18 protein-coding genes are annotated in these 21082 nt (G+C 60.8%); 13 read left to right on the top strand and 5 right to left on the bottom strand.

Annotated elements, in window-relative coordinates:
* The first annotated feature begins 319 nt into the window (after nt 1–319).
* The 6 genes from nudF (at nt 320) to GT753_RS16480 (ending at nt 5737) form a co-directional block, all read left to right on the top strand.
* On the top strand, nt 320–952 hold the full coding sequence (nudF, locus tag GT753_RS16505) for an ADP-ribose diphosphatase (protein ID WP_004937242.1): 633 nt from the start codon (nt 320–322) through the stop codon (nt 950–952).
* Nucleotides 952–1377 (top strand): DUF1249 family protein, encoded by a 426-nt coding sequence (locus tag GT753_RS16500; protein WP_004937244.1) that lies wholly within the window; start codon nt 952–954, stop codon nt 1375–1377. The genes nudF and GT753_RS16500 overlap by 1 nt, the downstream gene beginning before the upstream one ends.
* A 27-nt stretch (nt 1378–1404) precedes the next feature.
* Nucleotides 1405–2232 carry a 3',5'-cyclic-AMP phosphodiesterase gene (cpdA, locus tag GT753_RS16495; protein ID WP_004937250.1) on the top strand — a complete coding sequence of 276 codons (828 nt, stop codon included), beginning with the start codon at nt 1405–1407 and terminating at the stop codon, nt 2230–2232.
* Nucleotides 2232–2816 carry an esterase YqiA gene (gene yqiA, locus GT753_RS16490; RefSeq protein ID WP_015379081.1) on the top strand — a complete coding sequence of 195 codons (585 nt, stop codon included), beginning with the start codon at nt 2232–2234 and terminating at the stop codon, nt 2814–2816. Before cpdA ends, yqiA begins: the two co-directional genes overlap by 1 nt.
* Before the next feature lie 46 nt (nt 2817–2862).
* The gene (gene parE / locus GT753_RS16485) at nt 2863–4758 is read left to right on the top strand and encodes a DNA topoisomerase IV subunit B (protein ID WP_004937254.1); all 1896 of its coding nucleotides are present in this window, start codon (nt 2863–2865) and stop codon (nt 4756–4758) included.
* Nucleotides 4759–4840: 82 nt separating this feature from the next.
* Nucleotides 4841–5737, top strand: coding sequence for a LysR substrate-binding domain-containing protein (locus tag GT753_RS16480; RefSeq protein ID WP_015379080.1), 897 nt, complete (start codon nt 4841–4843; stop codon nt 5735–5737).
* An 8-nt stretch (nt 5738–5745) separates the two neighbouring features.
* On the opposite strand, the gene GT753_RS16475 is transcribed toward GT753_RS16480, so the two are convergent.
* Both GT753_RS16475 and GT753_RS16470 read right to left on the bottom strand, forming a co-directional pair.
* Complete coding sequence (locus tag GT753_RS16475; RefSeq protein ID WP_160125777.1) at nt 5746–6054, bottom strand: putative quinol monooxygenase; 309 nt, start codon at nt 6052–6054, stop codon at nt 5746–5748.
* A 33-nt stretch (nt 6055–6087) separates the two neighbouring features.
* Nucleotides 6088–6669, bottom strand: a complete 582-nt coding sequence (locus GT753_RS16470) for an NAD(P)H-dependent oxidoreductase (protein WP_004937260.1) — start codon at nt 6667–6669, stop codon at nt 6088–6090.
* Between the two features lie 325 nt (nt 6670–6994).
* Here GT753_RS16470 and parC point away from each other — a divergent pair, with 325 nt between their 5' ends.
* The 3 genes from parC (at nt 6995) to ftsP (ending at nt 11797) form a co-directional block, all read left to right on the top strand.
* The gene (parC, locus tag GT753_RS16465; protein ID WP_004937261.1) at nt 6995–9268 is read left to right on the top strand and encodes a DNA topoisomerase IV subunit A; all 2274 of its coding nucleotides are present in this window, start codon (nt 6995–6997) and stop codon (nt 9266–9268) included.
* Between the two features lie 246 nt (nt 9269–9514).
* Nucleotides 9515–10249 carry a 1-acylglycerol-3-phosphate O-acyltransferase gene (locus tag GT753_RS16460; RefSeq protein ID WP_004937266.1) on the top strand — a complete coding sequence of 245 codons (735 nt, stop codon included), beginning with the start codon at nt 9515–9517 and terminating at the stop codon, nt 10247–10249.
* A gap of 132 nt (nt 10250–10381) precedes the next feature.
* Complete coding sequence (gene ftsP / locus GT753_RS16455) at nt 10382–11797, top strand: cell division protein FtsP (RefSeq protein ID WP_004937270.1); 1416 nt, start codon at nt 10382–10384, stop codon at nt 11795–11797.
* A gap of 17 nt (nt 11798–11814) precedes the next feature.
* Here the strand turns inward: ftsP and GT753_RS16450 are convergent, their stop codons facing one another.
* Complete coding sequence (locus GT753_RS16450; RefSeq protein WP_075685046.1) at nt 11815–12726, bottom strand: LysR family transcriptional regulator; 912 nt, start codon at nt 12724–12726, stop codon at nt 11815–11817.
* 137 nt (nt 12727–12863) lie between these two features.
* Here GT753_RS16450 and xapA point away from each other — a divergent pair, with 137 nt between their 5' ends.
* Both xapA and GT753_RS16440 read left to right on the top strand, forming a co-directional pair.
* Complete coding sequence (gene xapA / locus GT753_RS16445) at nt 12864–13685, top strand: xanthosine phosphorylase (protein ID WP_021505063.1); 822 nt, start codon at nt 12864–12866, stop codon at nt 13683–13685.
* Nucleotides 13686–13766: 81 nt separating this feature from the next.
* Complete coding sequence (locus GT753_RS16440) at nt 13767–15017, top strand: nucleoside permease (protein ID WP_015379077.1); 1251 nt, start codon at nt 13767–13769, stop codon at nt 15015–15017.
* Nucleotides 15018–15051: 34 nt separating this feature from the next.
* Here GT753_RS16440 and GT753_RS16435 read toward each other — a convergent pair whose 3' ends face one another.
* Both GT753_RS16435 and GT753_RS16430 read right to left on the bottom strand, forming a co-directional pair.
* The gene (locus GT753_RS16435) at nt 15052–15984 is read right to left on the bottom strand and encodes a PfkB family carbohydrate kinase (RefSeq protein ID WP_033632069.1); all 933 of its coding nucleotides are present in this window, start codon (nt 15982–15984) and stop codon (nt 15052–15054) included.
* The gene (locus GT753_RS16430; protein WP_004937281.1) at nt 15981–17378 is read right to left on the bottom strand and encodes a cytosine permease; all 1398 of its coding nucleotides are present in this window, start codon (nt 17376–17378) and stop codon (nt 15981–15983) included. The genes GT753_RS16435 and GT753_RS16430 overlap by 4 nt, the downstream gene beginning before the upstream one ends.
* A 658-nt stretch (nt 17379–18036) precedes the next feature.
* Between GT753_RS16430 and GT753_RS16425 the strand changes: the two genes are divergently transcribed.
* Entirely contained in the window at nt 18037–18771 is a 735-nt protein-coding gene (locus GT753_RS16425; RefSeq protein WP_015379075.1) for a GntR family transcriptional regulator, read from the top strand.
* Between the two features lie 80 nt (nt 18772–18851).
* Complete coding sequence (locus GT753_RS16420) at nt 18852–21020, top strand: YgiQ family radical SAM protein (protein ID WP_004937285.1); 2169 nt, start codon at nt 18852–18854, stop codon at nt 21018–21020.
* Nucleotides 21021–21082 lie beyond the last annotated feature (62 nt).

Genomic DNA, 21082 nt, shown 5'->3' with positions numbered 1-21082 from the left:
CTATGTTAGCGCTGACGATAGACGAAATAGTTGCCGATTCTAGCAGAGTCTGAGGTACGCATCAGGTGGCTGAATGTGCCATCTCACGTAACTTTTACCTTTCAGACCGCCCATTTACCTTGGCGTACTGCCCGGGCCGACTGCAGCTGATATTATGGCTGACAATCCGGATTGTTTCCCGCTATTACCTGCGAGCGCACAAACGTGCCGCATCCGGCGGCGAAAAACAGCCTAACATAAAGCCGCGGCGGAGAGTCCCGCTGTTTCTGTCATCAAAACCGTTTATTTTATCGGCATACTCAAGCAGGAGAATTCGCGCATGAACCGTTCGCAGCCATCGCCCGTTACTTTCGATAAAAAAGATGTAGAAATTATTGCACGCGAGACGCTGTACCGTGGTTTTTTTTCACTCAATTTATACCGGTTTCGCCATCGGTTGTTCAATGGCGAAATGAGCCCTGAAATCACGCGTGAAATTTTCGAACGCGGCCATGCGGCGGTGCTGCTGCCCTACGATCCGGTGCGCGACGAGGTTGTGCTGATTGAACAACTGCGCATCGCCGCGGTCGATACCAGTAATTCGCCCTGGCTGCTGGAAATGGTGGCGGGTATGATCGAAACCGGTGAAAGCGTCGAGGACGTGTGCCGCCGCGAAGCGCAGGAAGAGGCCGGCGTGGTGGTCGGGCGCTGCAAACCGGTGCTGAGCTATCTGGCCAGCCCCGGCGGCACCAGCGAACGTTTGTCGATCATGGTCGGCGAAGTGGACGCCGGCACCGCCGAGGGCATCCACGGCCTGGCGGAAGAACATGAAGATATCCGCGTTCATGTGGTCAGCCGCGAACAGGCTTACCGCTGGGTTGAGGAAGGCGCGATCGATAACGCCGCATCAGTGATTGCATTGCAATGGCTGGCGTTGCACCATGAATCGTTAAGAAAAGAGTGGGCCAACTAATGAAACAGCGCTATACCCCTGATTTCCCCGAAATGATGAGATTGTGCGAAACCAACTTCGCGCAATTGCGCCGCTTGCTGCCGCGCAACGACGAAGCGGGCGAAACGGTGACTTATCAGGTGAACGGCGCCGGCTATCGTTTGACCATCGTTGAGTCCACGCGTTACACGTCGCTGGTGGAGATCGAGCAGATCTTTCCGGCGGTCAGCTACTGGAGCCTGCCCGCGATGACGGTGCGGTTGTACCATGACGCCATGGTTGCGGAAGTGTGTTCCAGTCAGCAGATCTACCGCTTTAAAGCGCGTTATGATTATCCTAATAAAAAGTTGCATCAACGCGACGAAAAGCATCAAATTAACCAGTTTCTTGCTGATTGGCTGCGCTACTGTTTGGCGCATGGAGCGATGGCGGTTCCGGTTTGTTAGACAGACTGAAATAACAAAGGACACCATTTGGAAAGCCTGTTTAAACTGCCCGTGGCGAGTGGGGCCGCGGTCAGGATTCTACAAATAACAGATACCCACCTTTTTGCCGGTGAACACGAGACGTTGCTCGGCATCAATACCTATCGCAGCTATCACGCGGTGCTGGACGCCATCCAGGCGCAGCGCCGCGACGTCGATTTGATCGTCGCCACGGGAGATTTGGCGCAGGATCATTCGCAAGAGGCGTACCGCCACTTCGCCGCCGGCATCGCGCAACTGCCTGCCCCCTGCGTGTGGCTGCCGGGCAACCACGATTTTCAACCGGCGATGGTCGACGCATTGGCCGCCGCGGGCATCGCGCCTTCCAAACAGGTGCTGCTGGGCGATAACTGGCAGGTGCTGATGCTGGACAGCCAGGTGTTCGGCGTGCCGCACGGCGAGTTGAGCGAATACCAGCTGGAGTGGATGGAGCGCTGCCTGCAGGCTCACCCCGAGCGCTATACGCTGTTGCTGCTGCACCATCATCCGCTGCCGTCCGGTTGCACCTGGCTCGATCAGCACAGCCTGCGCAACCCGCATATGCTGGGCGCGATCCTGCTGCGTTATCCGAAAGTGAATACCGTGGTGTGCGGGCACATTCACCAGGATCTGGATCTGGAATGGCAGGGGCGGCGCCTGTTGGCGACGCCGTCTACCTGCGTGCAATTCAAGCCGCACTGCACGAACTTCACCATTGACGACGTTTCCCCCGGCTGGCGCTACCTCGATCTGCTGCCGGACGGTCGCGTCGAGACGCAGGTGTTCCGCCTGGAAAACGACGACTTCCGCCCCGATATGGACTCGGATGGATACTGATGCCTTCGACACTGCTCTACCTGCACGGTTTCAACAGCTCGCCGCAGTCGGCCAAGGCGGTGGCCTTCAAGGCCTGGCTGGCCGAACACCATCCCGATATCGAGATGTTGGTGCCGCAGCTGCCGGCCTTTCCGGCGGAGGCCGCCGAGATGCTGGAAAATCTGGTGCTGGAACGCGCCGGGCAAACGCTCGGGCTGGTCGGCTCATCGCTGGGCGGCTATTACGCCACCTGGCTGTCGCAGTGTTTTTCCCTGCCGGCGGTGGTGGTCAACCCGGCGGTCAAGCCGTTTGAGCTGCTGGTCGACTACCTCGGCGCCAACGAGAACCCCTACACCGGCCAGCAATATGTGTTAGAGTCTCGGCACGTTTACGATCTGAAAGTGATGCAGATCGATCCTTTGGAGTCGCCGGATTTAATCTGGCTGCTGCAGCAAACGGGCGATGAAATTCTCGATTACGGCCAGGCAGTGGCGTATTACACCGCGTGTCGGCAAACGGTGGAGTCGGGTGGAAACCACGCCTTCGTCGGTTTCGAGCACTACTTCCCCCAGATTGTGGATTTTTTAGGGCTAAACGCGGTCTGACGGGCCGTTCCGGCACCTCCCTTTAACCACGAAAAAATAATCAACGATGACTCAATCCAGCTATAACGCTGATGCCATTGAAGTACTCAGCGGTCTAGAACCAGTGCGCCGTCGTCCCGGCATGTATACCGACACGACGCGCCCAAACCACCTCGGCCAAGAGGTGATCGATAACAGCGTCGACGAAGCGTTGGCCGGCCACGCCAAGCGCATCGACGTGATCCTGCACGCCGATCAGTCGCTGGAAGTGATCGACGACGGCCGCGGCATGCCGGTGGACATCCACCCGGAAGAGGGCGTGCCGGCGGTTGAGTTGATCCTGTGTCGGCTGCACGCCGGCGGTAAATTCTCGAATAAAAACTACCAGTTCTCCGGCGGCCTGCACGGCGTGGGCATCTCGGTGGTCAACGCCCTGTCGAAGCGGGTGGAAGTCAACGTGCGCCGCGACGGCAACGTTTACAGCATCGCCTTCGAAAACGGCGACAAAGTGCAAGATCTGACGGTGACCGGCACCTGCGGCAAACGCAACACCGGCACCAGCGTGCACTTCTGGCCCGACGAACAGTTCTTCGACAGCCCGCGTTTCTCGGTATCGCGCCTGACTCACCTGCTGAAAGCCAAAGCAGTGCTGTGCCCCGGCGTCGAGATCTATTTCATCGATAAGGTGAACAACACCGAGCAGCGCTGGTGTTACCAGGACGGCCTGACCGACTACCTGATGGAAGCGGTTAACGGCCTGATCACCCTGCCGGAAGCGCCGTTCGTCGGCAACTTCGCCGGTGACACCGAAGCGGTGGACTGGGCGCTGCTGTGGCTGCCGGAAGGCGGCGAGCTGCTGACCGAAAGCTACGTCAACCTGATCCCGACCATGCAGGGCGGCACCCACGTCAACGGCCTGCGTCAGGGGTTGCTGGACGCGATGCGCGAGTTCTGCGAATTCCGCAATATTCTGCCGCGCGGCGTGAAGCTGTCGGCGGAGGATATCTGGGATCGCTGCGCCTACGTGCTGTCGGTGAAGATGCAGGATCCGCAGTTCGCCGGGCAGACCAAAGAGCGTCTCTCCTCGCGTCAGTGCGCGGCCTTCGTTTCCGGCGTGGTGAAAGACGCCTTCAGCCTGTGGCTGAACCAGAACGTTCAGGCGGCGGAACAGCTGGCCGAGCTGGCGATCTCCAGCGCCCAGCGCCGCCTGCGCGCCGCCAAGAAAGTGGTGCGCAAGAAGCTGACCAGCGGGCCGGCGCTGCCGGGCAAGCTGGCGGACTGCACCTCGCAGGATCTGGCCATGACCGAACTGTTCCTGGTGGAAGGGGATTCGGCGGGCGGATCGGCCAAGCAGGCGCGCGATCGTGAATATCAGGCGATCATGCCGCTGAAGGGCAAGATCCTGAATACCTGGGAAGTGTCCTCGGACGAAGTGCTGGCCTCGCAGGAAGTGCACGACATTTCCGTGGCGATCGGCATCGATCCGGACAGCGAAGATCTCAGCCAATTGCGCTACGGCAAAATCTGCATCCTGGCGGATGCGGACTCCGACGGCCTGCATATCGCCACGCTGCTGTGCGCGCTGTTCGTGCGCCACTTCCGTTCGCTGGTGAAAGGCGGCCACGTCTATGTCGCCATGCCGCCGCTGTATCGCATCGATCTCGGTAAAGAAGTGTTCTACGCGCTGGATGAAGAAGAGAAAGCCGGCGTGCTGGAACAGCTGAAGCGCAAGAAGGGCAAGCCGAACGTGCAGCGCTTTAAAGGGCTGGGCGAGATGAACCCGCTGCAGCTGCGCGAAACCACCCTCGATCCGAACACCCGCCGTCTGGTGCAACTGACGGTGGCGGAAGATGACGTCGATCAGACGCTGGCGGTGATGGACATGCTGTTGGCCAAGAAGCGTTCGGAAGATCGCCGCAACTGGCTGCAAGACAAGGGCGACATGGCCGAATTGGCGGTCTGAGCCTGACCCTGGCCCGGCGAAACGCCGGGCCGGCTTTCCCGCAGGGCGTTCATGCGGCGCCCGATAACCTGGGCCGGAATGCATGAAGATCACGCTCGAAGAATTGCTGGCGTTCACCTCGGTGGTCGACAGCGGTTCTATCACCGCCGCCGCCGATCGGCTCGGCCAGACAACATCCGGCATCAGCCGCGCGCTCAGCCGCCTGGAGAATAAGCTCGATACCACCCTGATGCGCCGCACGACGCGTCGTTTGGAGCTGACCGAAGAGGGGCTGAGTTTCCTGAACCATGCGCGTACGATCATCAGCTCGGTGGAAAATGCCGAAGAGCAAATGGCGGTGCGCCGGCAAATGCCCGCCGGGCGGCTGCGGATCAATGCGGCCGCACCTTTTATGGAGCACGTCATCGTGCCGCTGGTGGCGGGATTCAGAGAACGTTATCCGCAAATTTCGCTCGAGCTGAACACCGACAACCTGATTATCGATCTGCTGGAAAAACGCACGGATATTGCCATTCGCATCGGGGCGTTGCGTGATTCGACCATTCATGCGCGCGCGCTGGGAGCCAGCCGGCTGCGCATCCTCGCCAGCCCGGCTTATCTGCAGCAGCACGGCACGCCGCAGAGCGTGGAGGAGTTGCATCGGCATTGTCTGCTCGGTTTTACCCAGCCGGAGTCGCTGAACCAGTGGCCGTTGCGCTATCGCCAGGCGCCGCATTTCGCTATCACGCCGACGATCTCTGCGTCCAGCGGTGAAACGCTGCGGCAATTGGCGCTGCAGGGCGAGGGGATCGTACAGCTGGCAGACTTTATGACCCGTCGCGATCGGGAAGCCGGCAAGTTGGTGACGTTGCTGGAGCAGGAGACGCTGGACGTGCGCCAGCCGATCAACGCGGTGTATTACCGCAATACGCAATTGGCGGCGCGCATCACCTGTTTTCTTGACTACGTCAGCGCGCACATCGACGCGCAGACGTTATAAGGCGGAGCTTACAGGGCGTTTTCCAGGATGTAGATCTCGGTGTCCAGCACGCTGTCCTTGATGGTCTCGCGGTGTTTGAGCATGTGCTCAATGGCCAGGTGTTTTTCCAGATGCGCCATGCTTTCCCATTTCTCCAGCATGAACACCGAATCCGGCGACCGTTTCTGCCAGGGGGCCTGGATATTGCTGTCGACCATCGGCGTATATTCGCCGCAGCCGTCTTCCGCCAGCACCAGCGGCACCAGTTTTTCAATGGCTTGCAGTACGGTGGCGCGGTGGCCGGGTTTCACTTTGATTTCTGCGATTACGGTGATCATGTCTGCCTCGTTGATGAGAATGTTCTGCGTCAGTTAAGCAAAAATTTTCGCCAAATGCTCGCGATAACGTGCGATGTCCGCTTCGATATCCGGTTGTTTTATCACGTTATTGCAGATAAAGGTCGGCAGCGCTTCCATTCCCAGGAACTGGTTGGCCTTGTGGAAGTGCAGGTAAACGCCGTCGACGCCGACGCCGTGGAAGAACTGATCGGGATCGGTGAAGGCCTCCATCGGGGCGTTCCAGGTCAGGCTCAGCAGGTATTTTTTGCCCTGGATCAGGCCGCCGGAGCCATATTTTTTGCTTTCGTCAGAACGAGAGCGCCCGTCGTTGGCATACAGGCTGCCGTGACCGGCGGTGAACACTTCATCGATGTATTTTTTCAGGATCCAAGGTTCGCCCATCCACCAGCCCGGCATCTGATAGATGATCGCGTCGGCCCACAGGTATTTCTGTACTTCGGCTTCGATGTCATAGCCGTCGTCGACCACGGTGACCTGCACATCGTGCTGCAGATCGCGCAGGAAGCTTTCCGCCACGTCGCTCAGGGTTTGGTTGAGTTCGCCGTTGGAATGGCCGAATTGTTTTTTAGCGTTGATAATCAGGATATTGCTCATCTTTCGCGGCTCCCGTCAGTGTTAAGATATGGCATGCTTCCCGCGGAAAAGGCGGAAACCATCTCGCTGGTGACGAGTGTAATCGTGAGTCAGGCAAGTAAAAATGCGATCCAGCGCACAACAGTGTTGACTGTCAGTCAATAAAGAGGCCGCCAGGTAGCTAAATTTTGCATAAACCGCATCGCGCAAACGGCCGTCGCCGGCGATCCTTGCGCCAACTGTGACAGCTACCCCGCAGATGGGTTACTATCGCGGGCAGAATCGACAAGCGATGCCTTTTGTCGTCCAAGGGATTGCCAAGCCACGGTCTGAGGATAATTGAGTAATGAGTGATCTGACTCATGACGGTGTAGAGCGTTTACCGCTGCACACATTCACTGAAAACGCCTATCTGAACTATTCCATGTACGTCATCATGGATCGGGCGTTGCCGTACATTGGCGACGGTTTGAAGCCGGTACAACGCCGCATCATCTACGCCATGTCTGAGCTGGGGCTGACCAACAGCGCCAAATTCAAGAAATCCGCCCGCACCGTGGGCGACGTGCTGGGTAAGTATCACCCGCACGGCGACAGCGCGTGTTATGAAGCCATGGTGCTGATGGCGCAGCCGTTCTCGTATCGCTATCCGCTGGTGGACGGCCAGGGGAACTGGGGTGCGCCGGACGATCCCAAGTCGTTCGCGGCGATGCGTTATACCGAATCGCGCCTGTCCAAATACGCCGAGGTCTTGCTGGCCGAACTGGGCCAGGGCACGGTCGACTGGATCCCGAACTTTGACGGCACGCTGCAAGAGCCGAAGATGCTGCCGGCGCGTCTGCCGAACATCCTGCTGAATGGCACCACCGGCATCGCGGTCGGCATGGCGACCGACATTCCGCCGCACAACGTGCGCGAAGTCGCCGCTGCGGCAGTGGCGCTGCTCGACAAGCCGGGCGCCTCGCTCGATGACCTGCTCGAGTTCGTGCAGGGGCCGGACTTCCCGACCGAAGCCGAGATCATTACCCCGCGCGATGAAATTCGCAAAATTTACCAGAGCGGCCGCGGCTCGGTGCGCATGCGCGCCGTGTGGAAGAAAGAGGACGGCAGCGCGGTGATCACCGCCTTGCCGCATCAGGTCTCCGGCGCCAAGGTGCTGGAGCAGATCGCCAGCCAGATGCGCGCCAAGAAGCTGCCGATGGTCGAGGATCTGCGCGATGAATCCGACCACGAAAACCCGACGCGTCTGGTGATCGTGCCGCGTTCCAACCGCATCGATCTGGAGCAGGTGATGAATCACCTGTTCGCCACCACCGATCTGGAACGCAGCTACCGCATCAACATGAACATGATCGGTCTGGACAACCGCCCGCAGGTGAAAGGGCTGGTGGAGATCCTCACCGAATGGCTGGCCTATCGTCGCGATACGGTGCGCCGCCGCCTGAACTACCGCCTCGAGAAGGTGCTCAAGCGTTTGCATATCCTCGAAGGTTTGCTGGTGGCGTTCCTCAATATCGACGAGGTGATCCACATCATCCGCAGCGAGGATGAGCCGAAGCCTGTGCTGATGCAGCGTTTCGGCATCTCCGATACCCAGGCGGAAGCGATCCTCGAGCTGAAACTGCGTCACCTGGCCAAGCTGGAAGAGGTCAAGATCCGCGGTGAGCAGGACGAGCTGGCGAAAGAGCGCGATCAACTGCAGGCGCTGCTGGCGTCCGAGCGTAAGCTGAATACGCTGATTAAGAAAGAGATCCAGGCCGACGCGCAAACCTACGGCGACGATCGCCGTTCGCCGCTGACCGAGCGCGCGGAAGCCAAGGCGATGAGCGAGCACGACTTCGTGCCGTCCGAGCCGGTGACCATCGTGCTGTCGGAAATGGGCTGGGTGCGCAGCGCCAAGGGCCACGACATCGATCCGACAGGGTTGAGCTACAAGGCCGGCGACAGCTTCCGCGGCGCGGCGCGCGGCAAGAGCAACCAGCCGGTGGTGTTTATCGACTCTACCGGGCGCAGCTATGCGCTCGATCCGATGACGCTGCCATCGGCGCGCGGGCAGGGCGAGCCGTTGACCGGCAAGCTGACGCCGCCGCCGGGCGCCACCATTGAGCAGGTGCTGATGGCGGCCGACGATCAAAAACTGCTGATGGCCTCAGACGCCGGTTACGGTTTCGTTTGCACCTTCAACGATCTGGTGGCGCGCAACCGCGCCGGCAAGGTGATGATCACGCTGCCGGACAACGCCAGAGCGCTGCCGCCGATGGAGATCCACGGCGCAGACGATATGCTGCTGTCGATCACCGCCGCCGGGCGCATGCTGATGTTCCCGGTCGCCGATCTGCCGCAGCTGTCGAAGGGCAAGGGCAACAAGATCGTCTCCATTCCGGCGGCGCAGGCCGCCGCCGGTGAAGACAAGCTGGCCTGGCTGTTCGTGCTGCCGCCGCAGGCCTCCGTCACGCTGCACGTCGGCAAACGCAAGCTGACGCTGCGTCCGGAAGATCTGCAGAAGTTCCGCGCGGAGCGCGGCCGTAAGGGCACCCAACTGCCGCGCGGCCTGCAGCGCATCGATCGCGTCGAAGTGGATGCGCCGGTGCGGGCGTCGGGCGGCGACAGCGAAGAGTAAGCGTTGGCGCCGGCGTTAACGGGCGGTCGCAGCGAGCTGTGGCCGCCTTATTTATTTTTGCTGGCGTTTATTTTCCAAATAGTTAACATTTCTGCGCATAAAATTATTGTGCGTACTGCCGCCTGGCAGGAAAATAGCGAGAAATGCAGGCGACATCGGCGTGCTTACCGCCTGGCCGGCAAATAATGAGTAAAGGAATCTGCGCAGCGAAGTAAACTGCGTTGGCAGTGTGCTAATGAGGTTGTTATGTTATTGATTTTGCGTGCCGTTCTCGCCACTCTTTTCTGTATTCTGGTGTGTATTTTCGGTTCTGTTTATTGCTTGTTCAGCCCGCGCAACCCTCGCCATGTGGCGACCTTCGGCCATCTTTTCGGCCGCCTGTCGACGCTGTTCGGCATCAAGGTTGAAACCCGCGTGCCGGCCGATGCGGCCAACAATGGCAACTGCATCTATATCGCCAACCACCAAAATAACTACGACATGGTGACGGCCTCCAATATCGTGCAGCCGCGCACCGTGACCGTCGGTAAAAAAAGTCTGGTGTGGATCCCGTTTTTCGGCCCGCTGTATTGGCTGACCGGTAATCTGCTGATAGATCGTGATAATCGCGCCAAGGCGCACGGCACCATCGCCCAGGTGGCGGAGCAGTTCAAAAAGAAAGACATTTCGATCTGGATGTTCCCGGAAGGGACCCGCAGCCGCGGTCGTGGGCTGATGCCGTTTAAAACCGGCGCCTTCCACGCGGCCATTGCCGCCGGCGTGCCGATTGTGCCGATCTGCGTATCCACCACCAGCGGTAATATAAATCTTAATCGCTGGAATAACGGTCATGTGATCGTCGAGATGTTGGCGCCGGTGGATACCAGCAAATACGGCAAAGAAAACGTGCGCGAGCTGGCGGCCCATTGCCGCGAGCTGATGGAGGCGAAAATCGCCGAATTGGACGCCGAAGTCGCCCAGCGCAACGCCGCCAAAAAATAAGAGTCTACCAGCTTCAAAGAATAGGGTTTTAATTGGCGTTCAGCGCCGTTAACGCCTGAACGCCTGCTAATCTTGATTGGCGGGCGTTTGGGTTTTGCACACGGTTTAGTTATTGCTTTTCATGGAGAAAATATGTCACTCAGTCGACGTCAGTTTTTACAGGCATCGGGCCTGGCGCTGTGCGCGGGCGCCGTGCCGCTGAGGGCTGAGGCGAGCGGAACGCAGACCCCGTTACCCATTCCCCCGCTGCTGGAGTCTCGCCGCGGTCAGCCGCTGTTCCTGACCTTGCAGCGCGCCCATTGGGCGTTTATGGATAACCGTAAAGCGGCGGTGTGGGGCATCAACGGCATGTACCTGGGGCCGACGGTGCGGGTTTACAGCGGTGACGACGTCAAACTGATCTACAGCAACCGCCTGCAGGAGCCGGTAGCGATGACCGTCAGCGGTCTGCAGGTGCCAGGCACGCTGATGGGCGGCGCGCCGCGCATGATGTCGCCTAACGTCGACTGGTCGCCGGTGCTGCCCATTCGTCAGGCGGCGGCCACCTGCTGGTACCACGCCAACACGCCGAACCGTATGGCGCCGCACGTTTACAACGGGCTGGCCGGGCTGTGGCTGGTGGAAGATGCCGTCAGCAAAGCGCTGCCGCTACCCAACCACTACGGCGTCGACGATTTCCCGCTGATCATTCAGGACAAACGCTTCGATAACTTCGGCACACCGCAATACGATGCACCGTCGCAGGGCGGTTTCGTCGGCGATACGCTGTTGGTCAACGGCGTGCAAAACCCGTATGTCGACGTGTCGCGCGGCTGGGTGCGTCTGCGCCTGCTTAACGCCTCCAACGCGCGCCGCTATACCCTGCAGCTCAGCGACGGGCGGCCGTTCAACGTGATTGCCAGCGATCAGGGCTTCCTGCCTGCGCCGGTCGCGGTGCAGCAGCTGTCGTTGGCGCCTGGCGAACGCCGGGAAGTGCTGATCGACATGTCGAAGGGCGAGGAGGTGACCATCACCGCCGGTGAAGCGGCGGGCATCATGGATCGCCTGCGCGGCCTGTTCGAGCCGTCGAGCATTCTGGTGTCCACCCAGGTGCTGACGCTGCGCCCGACCGGCCTGCTGCCGCTGGTGACCGACAACCTGCCGATGCGCCTGCTGGCGGATCAGCTGTTGGACGGCAGCGCCAGCCGCACCCGCGATTTCCGCCTGGGCGACGGCGGCGTCGGCATCAACGGCGCGATTTGGGACATGAACCGCATCGACGTACAGGCGCAGCAAGGCACCTGGGAACGCTGGAACATTCACGCGGATACGCCGCAGGCGTTCCATATTCAGGGCGTGCAGTTCCTGATCAAACGCGTCAACGGCGCGCAGCCGATGGCGGAAGATCGCGGCTGGAAGGACACCGTCTGGGTCGATGGCGACGTCGAGCTGCTGGTGTATTTCAACCAACCTACCTCCGAACACTTCCCGTTCCTGTATTACAGCCAGACGCTGGAGATGGCCGACCGCGGCACCGCCGGCCAGCTGATGGTGCAGCCGACGATGTAATCTGCGCTGTGGGCCGCTTACGGCGCCCGCAGCATTTCCAGGAAGGCCTGCACCACCGGCGTGACGCTGTCGGCGCGGTATACCGCGTACAGATCCGCCGGCGGCGCCTGTTGCAGCGAGCAAAAGCGTACGCCGGGCCACGGGATGCGGCCGTAGCTGTCCGGCAGCAGCGTGATGCCGCAGCCTTCCGCCACCAGCGCCAGCAGGGTCTGCGGTTCGTTGACCTGATAAGCGACGTCCGGCAGAAATCCCTGCTGCAGACACAGATTGTGCAGATACAGCCCCAGGCTGGCCTCATGCGGCGGCAGCACGATGAAGCTGTCGTTCTGCAGCGCCGCCAGCGGGATGTTTTCCTGCCGCGCCAGCGGATGATCGAGCGGCAGCACCACGGCGATGCTCTCGCTTGCCAACCGTTGGCAGGTTAACCCCGGCAGCGTCTGCTGCTGCGCCTCTCGCCAGACCCCGATGTCGATATGCCGCTTTTGCAGCGCGGCGATTTGCTGGCTGGGCGTCAGCTCGTTCAACGACCAGGTGACGCCGGCGCTCCGCTCGCTGAACCGCCGCAGCGCCGCGATCAGGCCGCCCCAGGCCGAGGTGCCGACCATGCCGACCACCATGTGGCCGCCTTCGCCACGCCCCATCTGTTGCACCTGATGCAACGCGCTGTCGGCCTGATCCAGCAGCCGCTCGACGTTGCGCAGCAGCGTGCGCCCGGCCGGCGTCAGCGTCATGGAGCGGGTGGTGCGTTTGAATAGCACGACGCCAAGCTGACTCTCCAGCTCTTTGATGTGTTTGCTGAGCGGCGGCTGTGACATATTCAGCCGCCGCGCCGCCTGGGTGAAGTTCATCTCTTCCGCCACCACGCGGAAATAGTGCAGCAGGCGGAAGTTAATCCGGCCGGGATCGGGCAGGGCTTGGGGCGGGTTCATCCGGGGTATCTCCTCCTTGTGACGCAGCTCAACTTATAGGTAAATGGAATAAATCGGCCGCCAAGAATGTATTGGTCTCGGCCGCGCCTCGCTCTCTACTATGGGGCTTATTATCCCCCGCTGAAAGAGAGAATACGATGTTTAATCAAGAAGATGCTTTTACCTGCGCCGATGTCGTCCGCGCACGCCTGCCGGGTTTCCAGCCGAAAGCGGCCTTGATTCTCGGCTCCGGGCTCGGCGCCCTGGCGGAGGTGATGACCGAAACCGTCATCCTCGATTACGCGGAGCTGCCGGGCTTCCCGGTGAGCGGCGTCGCCGGCCACGCCGGGCAACTGGTCGCCGGCAAGCTGGAGGGCGTGCCGGTATTGTGCATGAAAGGGCGCGGTCATTTCTATGAAGGGCGTGGCATGCAGGTGATGACCACCGCAGTGCGCACCTTCAAACTGCTGGGTTGCGAATTCCTGCTGGCGACCAATGCCGCCGGTTCGCTGCGCCGTTCGGTGGCGCCGGGCAGCCTGGTGGCCATTACCGATCACATCAACTTCATGCCGGAATCACCGCTGGTCGGCGCCAACGACGATCGCTTCGGGCCGCGCTTCTTCAGCCTGGCGAACGCTTACGATCGCGATCTGCGCGCCCGGCTGGCGGCGGTGGCCGAAAGCGCGGGCATCCCGCTGGCGGAAGGGGTATTCGCCGCCTACACCGGGCCGAACTTCGAAACGCCGGCGGAGATCCGCATGATGCAGACCCTGGGCTGCGACGTGGTGGGCATGTCGATCGTGCCGGAAGTCCTGACGGCGCGCCACTGTGGCCTCAAGGTGCTGGTGGTGTCCGCGATGACCAACTACGCCGAAGGGCTGTCGGATACGCCTCTTTCTCACGAACAAACGCTCAGCTGCGCGGCGCTGGCGGCGGACGATTTCATGCGCCTGATCCGCGAGCTGTTCAAAACGCTGTAACACCGCAAGCAAACCGGCGGCGGGCTGCAGGGGGCCCGCCGCATCAATCATCGTTGAAAGCATAATAACAAGGTGATGGCGATGGCGATAAAAACACGATTGAAGGTAATGATTTTCCTGCAGTTCTTTATCTGGGGCGCCTGGCTGGTGACGCTGGGCTCCTACATGATCAACACGCTGCATTTCAGCGGCATGCAGGTGGGGATGGTTTACAGCGCCAAAGGCATTGCGGCGCTGATCATGCCGGGCCTGGCGGGCATCATCGCCGACCGTTGGATGAAGGCCAACTACCTGTATGCGCTTTGCCACCTGCTCGGGGCGCTGGCGCTGTACTGCGCAGCGCAGGTCGAGCAACCGATGCTGATGTTCTGGGTGATGCTGTTCAATGCCATGGTCTATATGCCGACCATCGCGCTCTCCAACGCCATTTCCTATTTTTGCCTGGAGAAACACGGCTTTGACACGGTGAGGGACTTTCCGCCGGTGCGGGTGTACGGCACCGTGGGGTTCATTCTGGCGATGTGGTTGGTCGGTTTCAGCCGCATCGAGCTCAGCAATCTGCAGCTGTATCTGGCATCTGCGGCGTCACTGCTGCTGTCCGCCTATTCGCTGACGCTGCCGCGCTGCCCGACCAACCGCGCGGCCGAGTCGAAGAGCTGGGTGAGCGTGTTGGGGCTGGATGCGCTGGTGTTGTTCCGCCAGCGGCGCATGGCGCTGTTTTTCCTGTTCGCCATGTTGCTTGGGGCGGCGCTGCAGATAACCAATACCTTCGGCAACCCGTTCCTGCACGATCTGTCGCTCAATCCGCTGTATCAGGACAGCCTCAGCGTCCGGTATCCGGCGGTGCTGCTGTCGCTGTCGCAGATCTCTGAAGTGTTCTTTATCCTCACCATACCCTTCTTCCTGCGCCGTTACGGCATCAAGCAGGTGATGCTGATCAGCATGGCGGCCTGGACGCTGCGCTTTCTATTCCTGGCGTACGGCACGCCGGTCGGCTTTGGTTTCGTGCTGCTGTTGCTGTCGATGATTGTCTACGGCTGTGCGTTCGACTTCTTTAATATCTCCGGCGCCATCTTCGTCGAGAAGGAGGCCGATCACCGCATCCGCGCCAGCGCGCAGGGGCTGTTCATGACCATGGTGAACGGTTTGGGCGCCTATCTGGGGGCGCTCGCCAGCGGTGAGGTGGTGGACTTCTTCAGCCATGACGGCGTGAAAGACTGGCAGAGCATCTGGCTGGTGTTTGCGCTGTATACGCTGGTGCTGGGGATTGTGTTCGCGTTGAGCTTCAACTATCGCCACCTGCCGCAGGAGAACGCGGCGGCGGCGCAGTGAGGCAGAGGGCGCGGCTTTGCTGCGCCCTGAAACGTCAGGCCTGCGGGAAGCGCTGCTGCAGCTGCTGCTGGTCCGGCGGATTGGCGGCCCCGAGGCTGGCCACCACGCAAGCGGCGACCCGGTTGGCCAGATCGACCGCCTGCGGCAGCGGCCAGCCGGCGGACAGGCCCGCCAGCAAACCGGCGCAGTGGGCATCGCCCGCGCCGATGGTGTCAACGACCTCTACCGGATAGGCCGGAACGTGCAGCGGCGGCGTACGGCCGTCGCAGATCCATGCGCCGTCGCGATCCAGGCGGCAAATCAGCGTCAGATTACGCGCGGCGGCATAGCGCTGTGCGGCCTCCACGGCGTCGCCGGCGCCGCACAGCGTGGCCACTTCGTCGCGGTTAAGCGTCAGCAGGGTGTGGCTGTCGCTGAGCATGGCGAAGAAATCTTCGCTGAGCTGGGCGATGCGCGGGCCGGGATCGATCAGGCGCGGTTGGTCGAACGGCATGCGCGTCAGCCACTCGCGCAGCGCTTCGCCGTTTTCACCGGCCAGCTCGTAGCCGCTGGCGTAGATCAGCGTGTGTTCCGTCAGCGGCAGGGTCGCCAGCTGCGCTTTATTCCATTGGCTTTCGCAACCGGAAACCGTGATAAAGGTGCGTTCGCCGTCCGGTTCCACCAGCGCCAGGCACCAGCCGTTGTCCATCTGGCCGTGGCGCAACAGCACCTCCAGCCCCAGTTCGCCCATGGCGGCTTCGATCGCCGCGCCCCATTCGCCGTTGCCGACCGGCATACCGTTGATCACCGGCACTTCAAGGCGCGTCAGCGCGCGCGCTACGTTGAACGCGCAGCCGCCGATTTGCCGCGCCTGCGGCTGGGCTTCGATATCTTCGCCGCTGGTCGGCAGGCGGGGCAGCGTCATCACCAGATCGCCGACCGCGCCCCCCATCACCAGGACAGGTGTTACAGCTTCCCACTCATTCATTGATGTTCTCTGCGTTGGGTCAGGTACAGACCGTAAGCGATCAGACTAACCGCAAACGACACAAACAGCCCCAGGCTGGAGTCGGCGAACAAGCCTTTGGCCAGCGGGCCGTCGATAAAACCGGTTTTGGTGACCAGCAGGCCGCACAGGGCGCCGAGGAACCAGCAGAACAGCGGGGCTTTGCGCACGCCGCGGTTCTGGCCATGCAGGCCGTACAAAGCGTTGCCATCATACCCGTGGCGGCGGCGCAGGCACAGGTAATCGAGCAGGAAAATCGCCTCCCAGGCCGCCAGGAACACCCCGCAGAACACCAGGAAGGAGATGAACGGCCCCATGAAATCCCCGGAGATGAACAGGACATACAGGGCGATGCCCAGCACCACTACGGCGTCGATCGATACCGCCAGCCACTGTTTGACCTGCACGCCGATGGTCAGCAGGTTAAGGCTGGCGGAATACAGGCTGAGCACCGCGATGGTGACGATGCCGGCGGTGGCGGCCAGCAGATAAGGGATGGCCATCCAGGCGGGCAGCACGGAGCCTATCAGCGCGATGGGGTTGGCGGCGCTGGCCAGATCGGGGAGCTGCACGGAAAGCAGAATACCGGCCAGCATCAGCAGCATTAGTGGCAAACAGGCACCGCCCATCACCGCGGCGAAAATGCCTTTGCTCGACGAGCTCGGGCTTTGATAGCGGCTGTAATCGGCGCCGGCGATTGCCCAACTGATGCCGGTGCCGGCGGCGATCACCGATACCGCCGGCAGGAAACCGGTCAGCCAGCTGCCGGATGGCAGCGCCAGCACCTGGCTCCACTCGGTATTGAACAGGATATAGAGCACCACGATCAGCGTCATGGTGCCGAAGATGCGGCTGAACCAGCTTTGCATCCAGACCACGGTATTTTGCCCCAGCAGGCTGACGACGACAGTGAGCCCGCCGAACAGCAGCAGGCTGAGCGCGGTCAGCAGGTGGCTGGTTCCCAGTCCGAAGGCCTCGAACAGCGCCGCCAGCGTCAGGGTGCCGGTGATCACGTTGACCGCTTCCCAGCCCATCAGGTTGATCCAACTGAACAGGGTGGGCGCCACGTTGCCCTTCAGCCCGAAAATCACTCGCGAGAGCGTCAGCGTAGAGGTACGCCCACGCTTGCCGGCGAAGCTGGTGAGGCCGACCAGCACGAAGCTGGCGACGCCGACCAGCGCGGCGAGTACCGATTGCAGAAAGGATAAGCCGAAGCCGACGATGATGGCGCCGTACACCACGCCGAGAATACCGATATTGGCTGCCGACCAGATCCAAAACAGCTCGATGGGCTTACCGGTCTGTTCCGCGTCCGGCACCCGGTCGATACCGGTGCTTTCTACCTTCCATGCTTCATTGCGATTGATATCGGTCATAGCAAATGATCCCTGTTGCGCAGGGCCGCGAGGGCCGCCGCAGTTGACTGAAAATCGATTCCGTTGGCGCGGTTGAGGCCGGCTATCCCGTTATCGGTGAAGACGCCGATTCCGCGCAGTGTGTAGCGGCTGATGCCGCCGGGTCTGTCAAAATGAGGGCGGTATCCGCCTTATCGGGTGAGGCACGTCGGCCGCACGGCGCCAATGAGTGTAGTCAAAGAGTGGGTCTGCAGCGGGGTTTGGCGAAGCGGGAATCTTTCTATTTGCCGACATCGATCCGGTTCGCCCACCGCGAGGGGATCCTGTGATGCGGCGATGAGCAGTGAGCAGGCTATCCATTAGCTACGTTGCTTATTCTCGGCCGTTTGTGCTGACAGTATAGGCCCGCTACCGGCCATCAAGGGTATCCTTTAGGGCTGGCAGCGGGTTTTTTATTGTTTTTAAAGTGGGTCCCTGGTGTTGGTGCGATTGATGTATCAACATCAATAAGCACAGATTACGCGCGATCTAGATCCAATGAAAGTCCATTAGGCAAAAATTGTGATGCCACTCTGAAAACATTAGCGATATTTTAGTTAAGGTGAGGGGCTTATCGCTGGATCGGCGATAGGATAAAAAACGAAATCCAGACAAATGGCATAGGTAAGAGGGCGGGCGAATGACGGATTTTATGGCCTGGCTGCGTGGCCATCTGGCCCAGGGGGCGGTAGCGCCGCGTTATATTCAGCTGGCGACGGCGATAGAAACCGCGATCAGGCAGCAGGTGTTGGCGGCGGAGGCATTTCTGCCGCCGGAACGGCAGATGGCGGAAGGTTTGGCGCTGTCGCGTGTCACCGTCAGCAAGGCGATGAAGCTGCTGGAGGAGAAGGGGCTGATTTCGCGGCAGCAGGGCGTTGGCACCCGCGTGGCGATGCGCATCGGCTATTCCCTCGATAAGGACAGCGGGTTTACCGCTCAGGCGCTGCGTCATGGCAGCCGCGTCAGCAATCGATGGCTGCTGCGCACCCGAGTCGGCGCGCCGGCCAAGGCCGCGGCGGCGTTGGGACTGGCGGAGGGGGATGAAGTGATCAAACTGCGGCGGTTACGCTTGCTGAACGGCAGCCCGGTCTCGCTGGAAACCACCTATATACCACCGCGCTTCTTGCCCGAACCGGCGGAGCTGGAACACTCGCTGTATGCGTTATGGCAATCGCGCGGCATCGTGCCGGAGGATAAACACTTTCTGTTGAAGGCGGTGTCCTGCAGCGACGAGGTCGCCGAACTGCTCAACGTGCCGTGCGGCGCGCCGTTGTTGCACATCATCCAAACCAGCCGCAACGCTCAGGGTGAGGCGCTGGAGTTCAGCGATATCTTGTGCCGCAGCGACGTTTATGAATTCGAAGTGAACGGTTAGCGAAATAACCATGCTCTTTTTGCTGCTAGTGCGTATAATCGCCGCCCGGCGATTAATTAACCTGTAAAAAGAGCAGCAGAATGAGCACCACCAGCCTGATCCAACCCGATCGTGAACTGTTTTCCTATAAGCCTTATTGGGCCGAATGTTTTGGCACCGCGCCGTTTTTACCGATGTCGCGGGCAGAGATGGATCAACTGGGCTGGGACAGCTGCGACGTGATCATCATCAGCGGCGACGCCTACGTCGATCACCCAAGCTTCGGCATGGCGATCATCGGCCGCATGCTGGAAGCGCAAGGCTTTCGCGTCGGCATCATCGCGCAGCCGGACTGGAGCAATAAAGAAGACTTCATGCGGTTGGGGAAACCGAACCTGTTCTTCGGCATCACCGCCGGTAACATGGACTCGATGATCAACCGCTACACCGCCGATCGCAAACTGCGCCACGACGATGCCTATACCGCCGGCAACGTCGGCGGCAAGCGGCCGGATCGCGCCACCCTGGTCTACAGCCAGCGCTGCAAAGAAGCCTATAAAGACGTGCCGATCGTGCTGGGCGGCATTGAAGCCAGTCTGCGTCGCATCGCCCACTACGATTACTGGTCTGATACCGTGCGCCGCTCGGTGCTGGTGGACTCCAAAGCCGACATGCTGATCTACGGCAACGGCGAGCGTCCGCTGGTGGAAGTGGCGCACCGTCTGGCCGCCGGTGAGAAGATCGGCGATATCCACGATATCCGCAATACTGCGGTGATGCGCAAAGAAGCGCTGCCGGGTTGGAGCGGCGTGGATTCCACCCGCCTCGACAAGCCGGGCCGCATCGAACCTATCCCGAACCCGTACGGCGAGGATCTGCCGTGCGCCGACGGCGCCAAGCCGAAAGAGCCGGAAGCCAAACCTGTCACCGTGCGCGCCGCCAAACCGAAGCCGTGGGAGAAGACCTACGTGCTGCTGCCGTCCTTCGAGAAAGTGAAGGGCGACAAGGTGCTGTATGCGCACACCTCGCGTATTTTGCACCATGAAACCAACCCAGGCTGTGCCCGCGCGCTGATGCAAAAACACGGCGATCGCTACGTGTGGATCAACCCGCCGGCGATCCCGCTGACCACGCCGGAGATGGACAGCGTCTTCGCCCTGCCTTATCAACGCGTACCGCACCCGTCCTACGGCCAGGATCGCATTCCGGCCTATGACATGATCCGTTTCTCGGTGAACATCATGCGCGGCTGCTACGGCGGCTGTTCGTTCTGTTCGATCACCGAGCACGAAGGGCGCATCATCCAGAGCCGTTCGGAAGATTCGATCGTTCGCGAAATCGAAGAGATCCGTGACAAGGTGCCGGGCTTTACCGGTGTGATCTCCGATCTGGGCGGCCCGACCGCCAACATGTATATGCTGCGTTGCACCAACCCGCGCGCTGAGCAGACCTGCCGCCGCGCCTCGTGCGTGTATCCGGAGATCTGCACCTATATGGATACCAACCACGAGCCGACCATCAAGCTTTACCGCCGCGCGCGTTCGCTGGAGGGCATCAAGAAGATCCTGATCGCCTCCGGGGTACGTTACGATCTGGCGGTGGAAGATCCGCGCTATATCAAGGAACTGGCGACCCACCACGTCGGCGGCTACCTGAAGATCGCGCCGGAGCACACCGAAGAAGGCCCGCTGTCGAAGATGATGAAACCGGGCATGGGCAGCTACGATCGCTTCAAGCAGCTGTTTGATCACTATTCGAAGCTGGCGGGCAAAGAGCAGTATCTGATCCCATACTTTATCTCGTCGCACCCGGGCACCCGTGATGAAGACATGGTGAACCTGGCGCTGTGGCTGAAGAAGAACCGTTTCCGCCTCGATCAGGTGCAGAACTTCTATCCTTCGCCGATGGCCAACTCCACCACCATGTATTACAGCGGCAAAAACCCGCTGAGCAAGGTGGGGTACAAGAGTGAAGACGTGGTGGTGCCGCGCGGCGATCGCCAGCGCCGCCTGCATAAGGCGCTGCTGCGTTACCACGATCCGGCCAACTGGGCGCTGATCCGCGCCGCGCTGGAAGAGATGGGCCTGAAGCACCTGATCGGCAGCCGCCGCGATTGTCTGGTGCCGGCGCCGAGCATCGACGAGCAGCGCGAAGCGAAACGGCTGCAGCGCCATACCCGGCCGGCGCTGACCAAACATACCGATATCAATCGGCAGCGCACGCCGTCCAACCGGCCGCCGCGTAAACCGATTCGCAAAGCCAAGCCGTAACGGCCGCACCGCGTGCGTAAACAAAAAGGAGAACCCCCGGGTTCTCCTTTTTACTTTTGAGC

This window comes from Serratia sp. Z4, from assembly GCF_009900725.1.
GTDB classification, from domain to species: domain Bacteria; phylum Pseudomonadota; class Gammaproteobacteria; order Enterobacterales; family Enterobacteriaceae; genus Serratia; species Serratia nematodiphila.
This window is presented reverse-complemented; position numbering and strand designations above follow the sequence as displayed.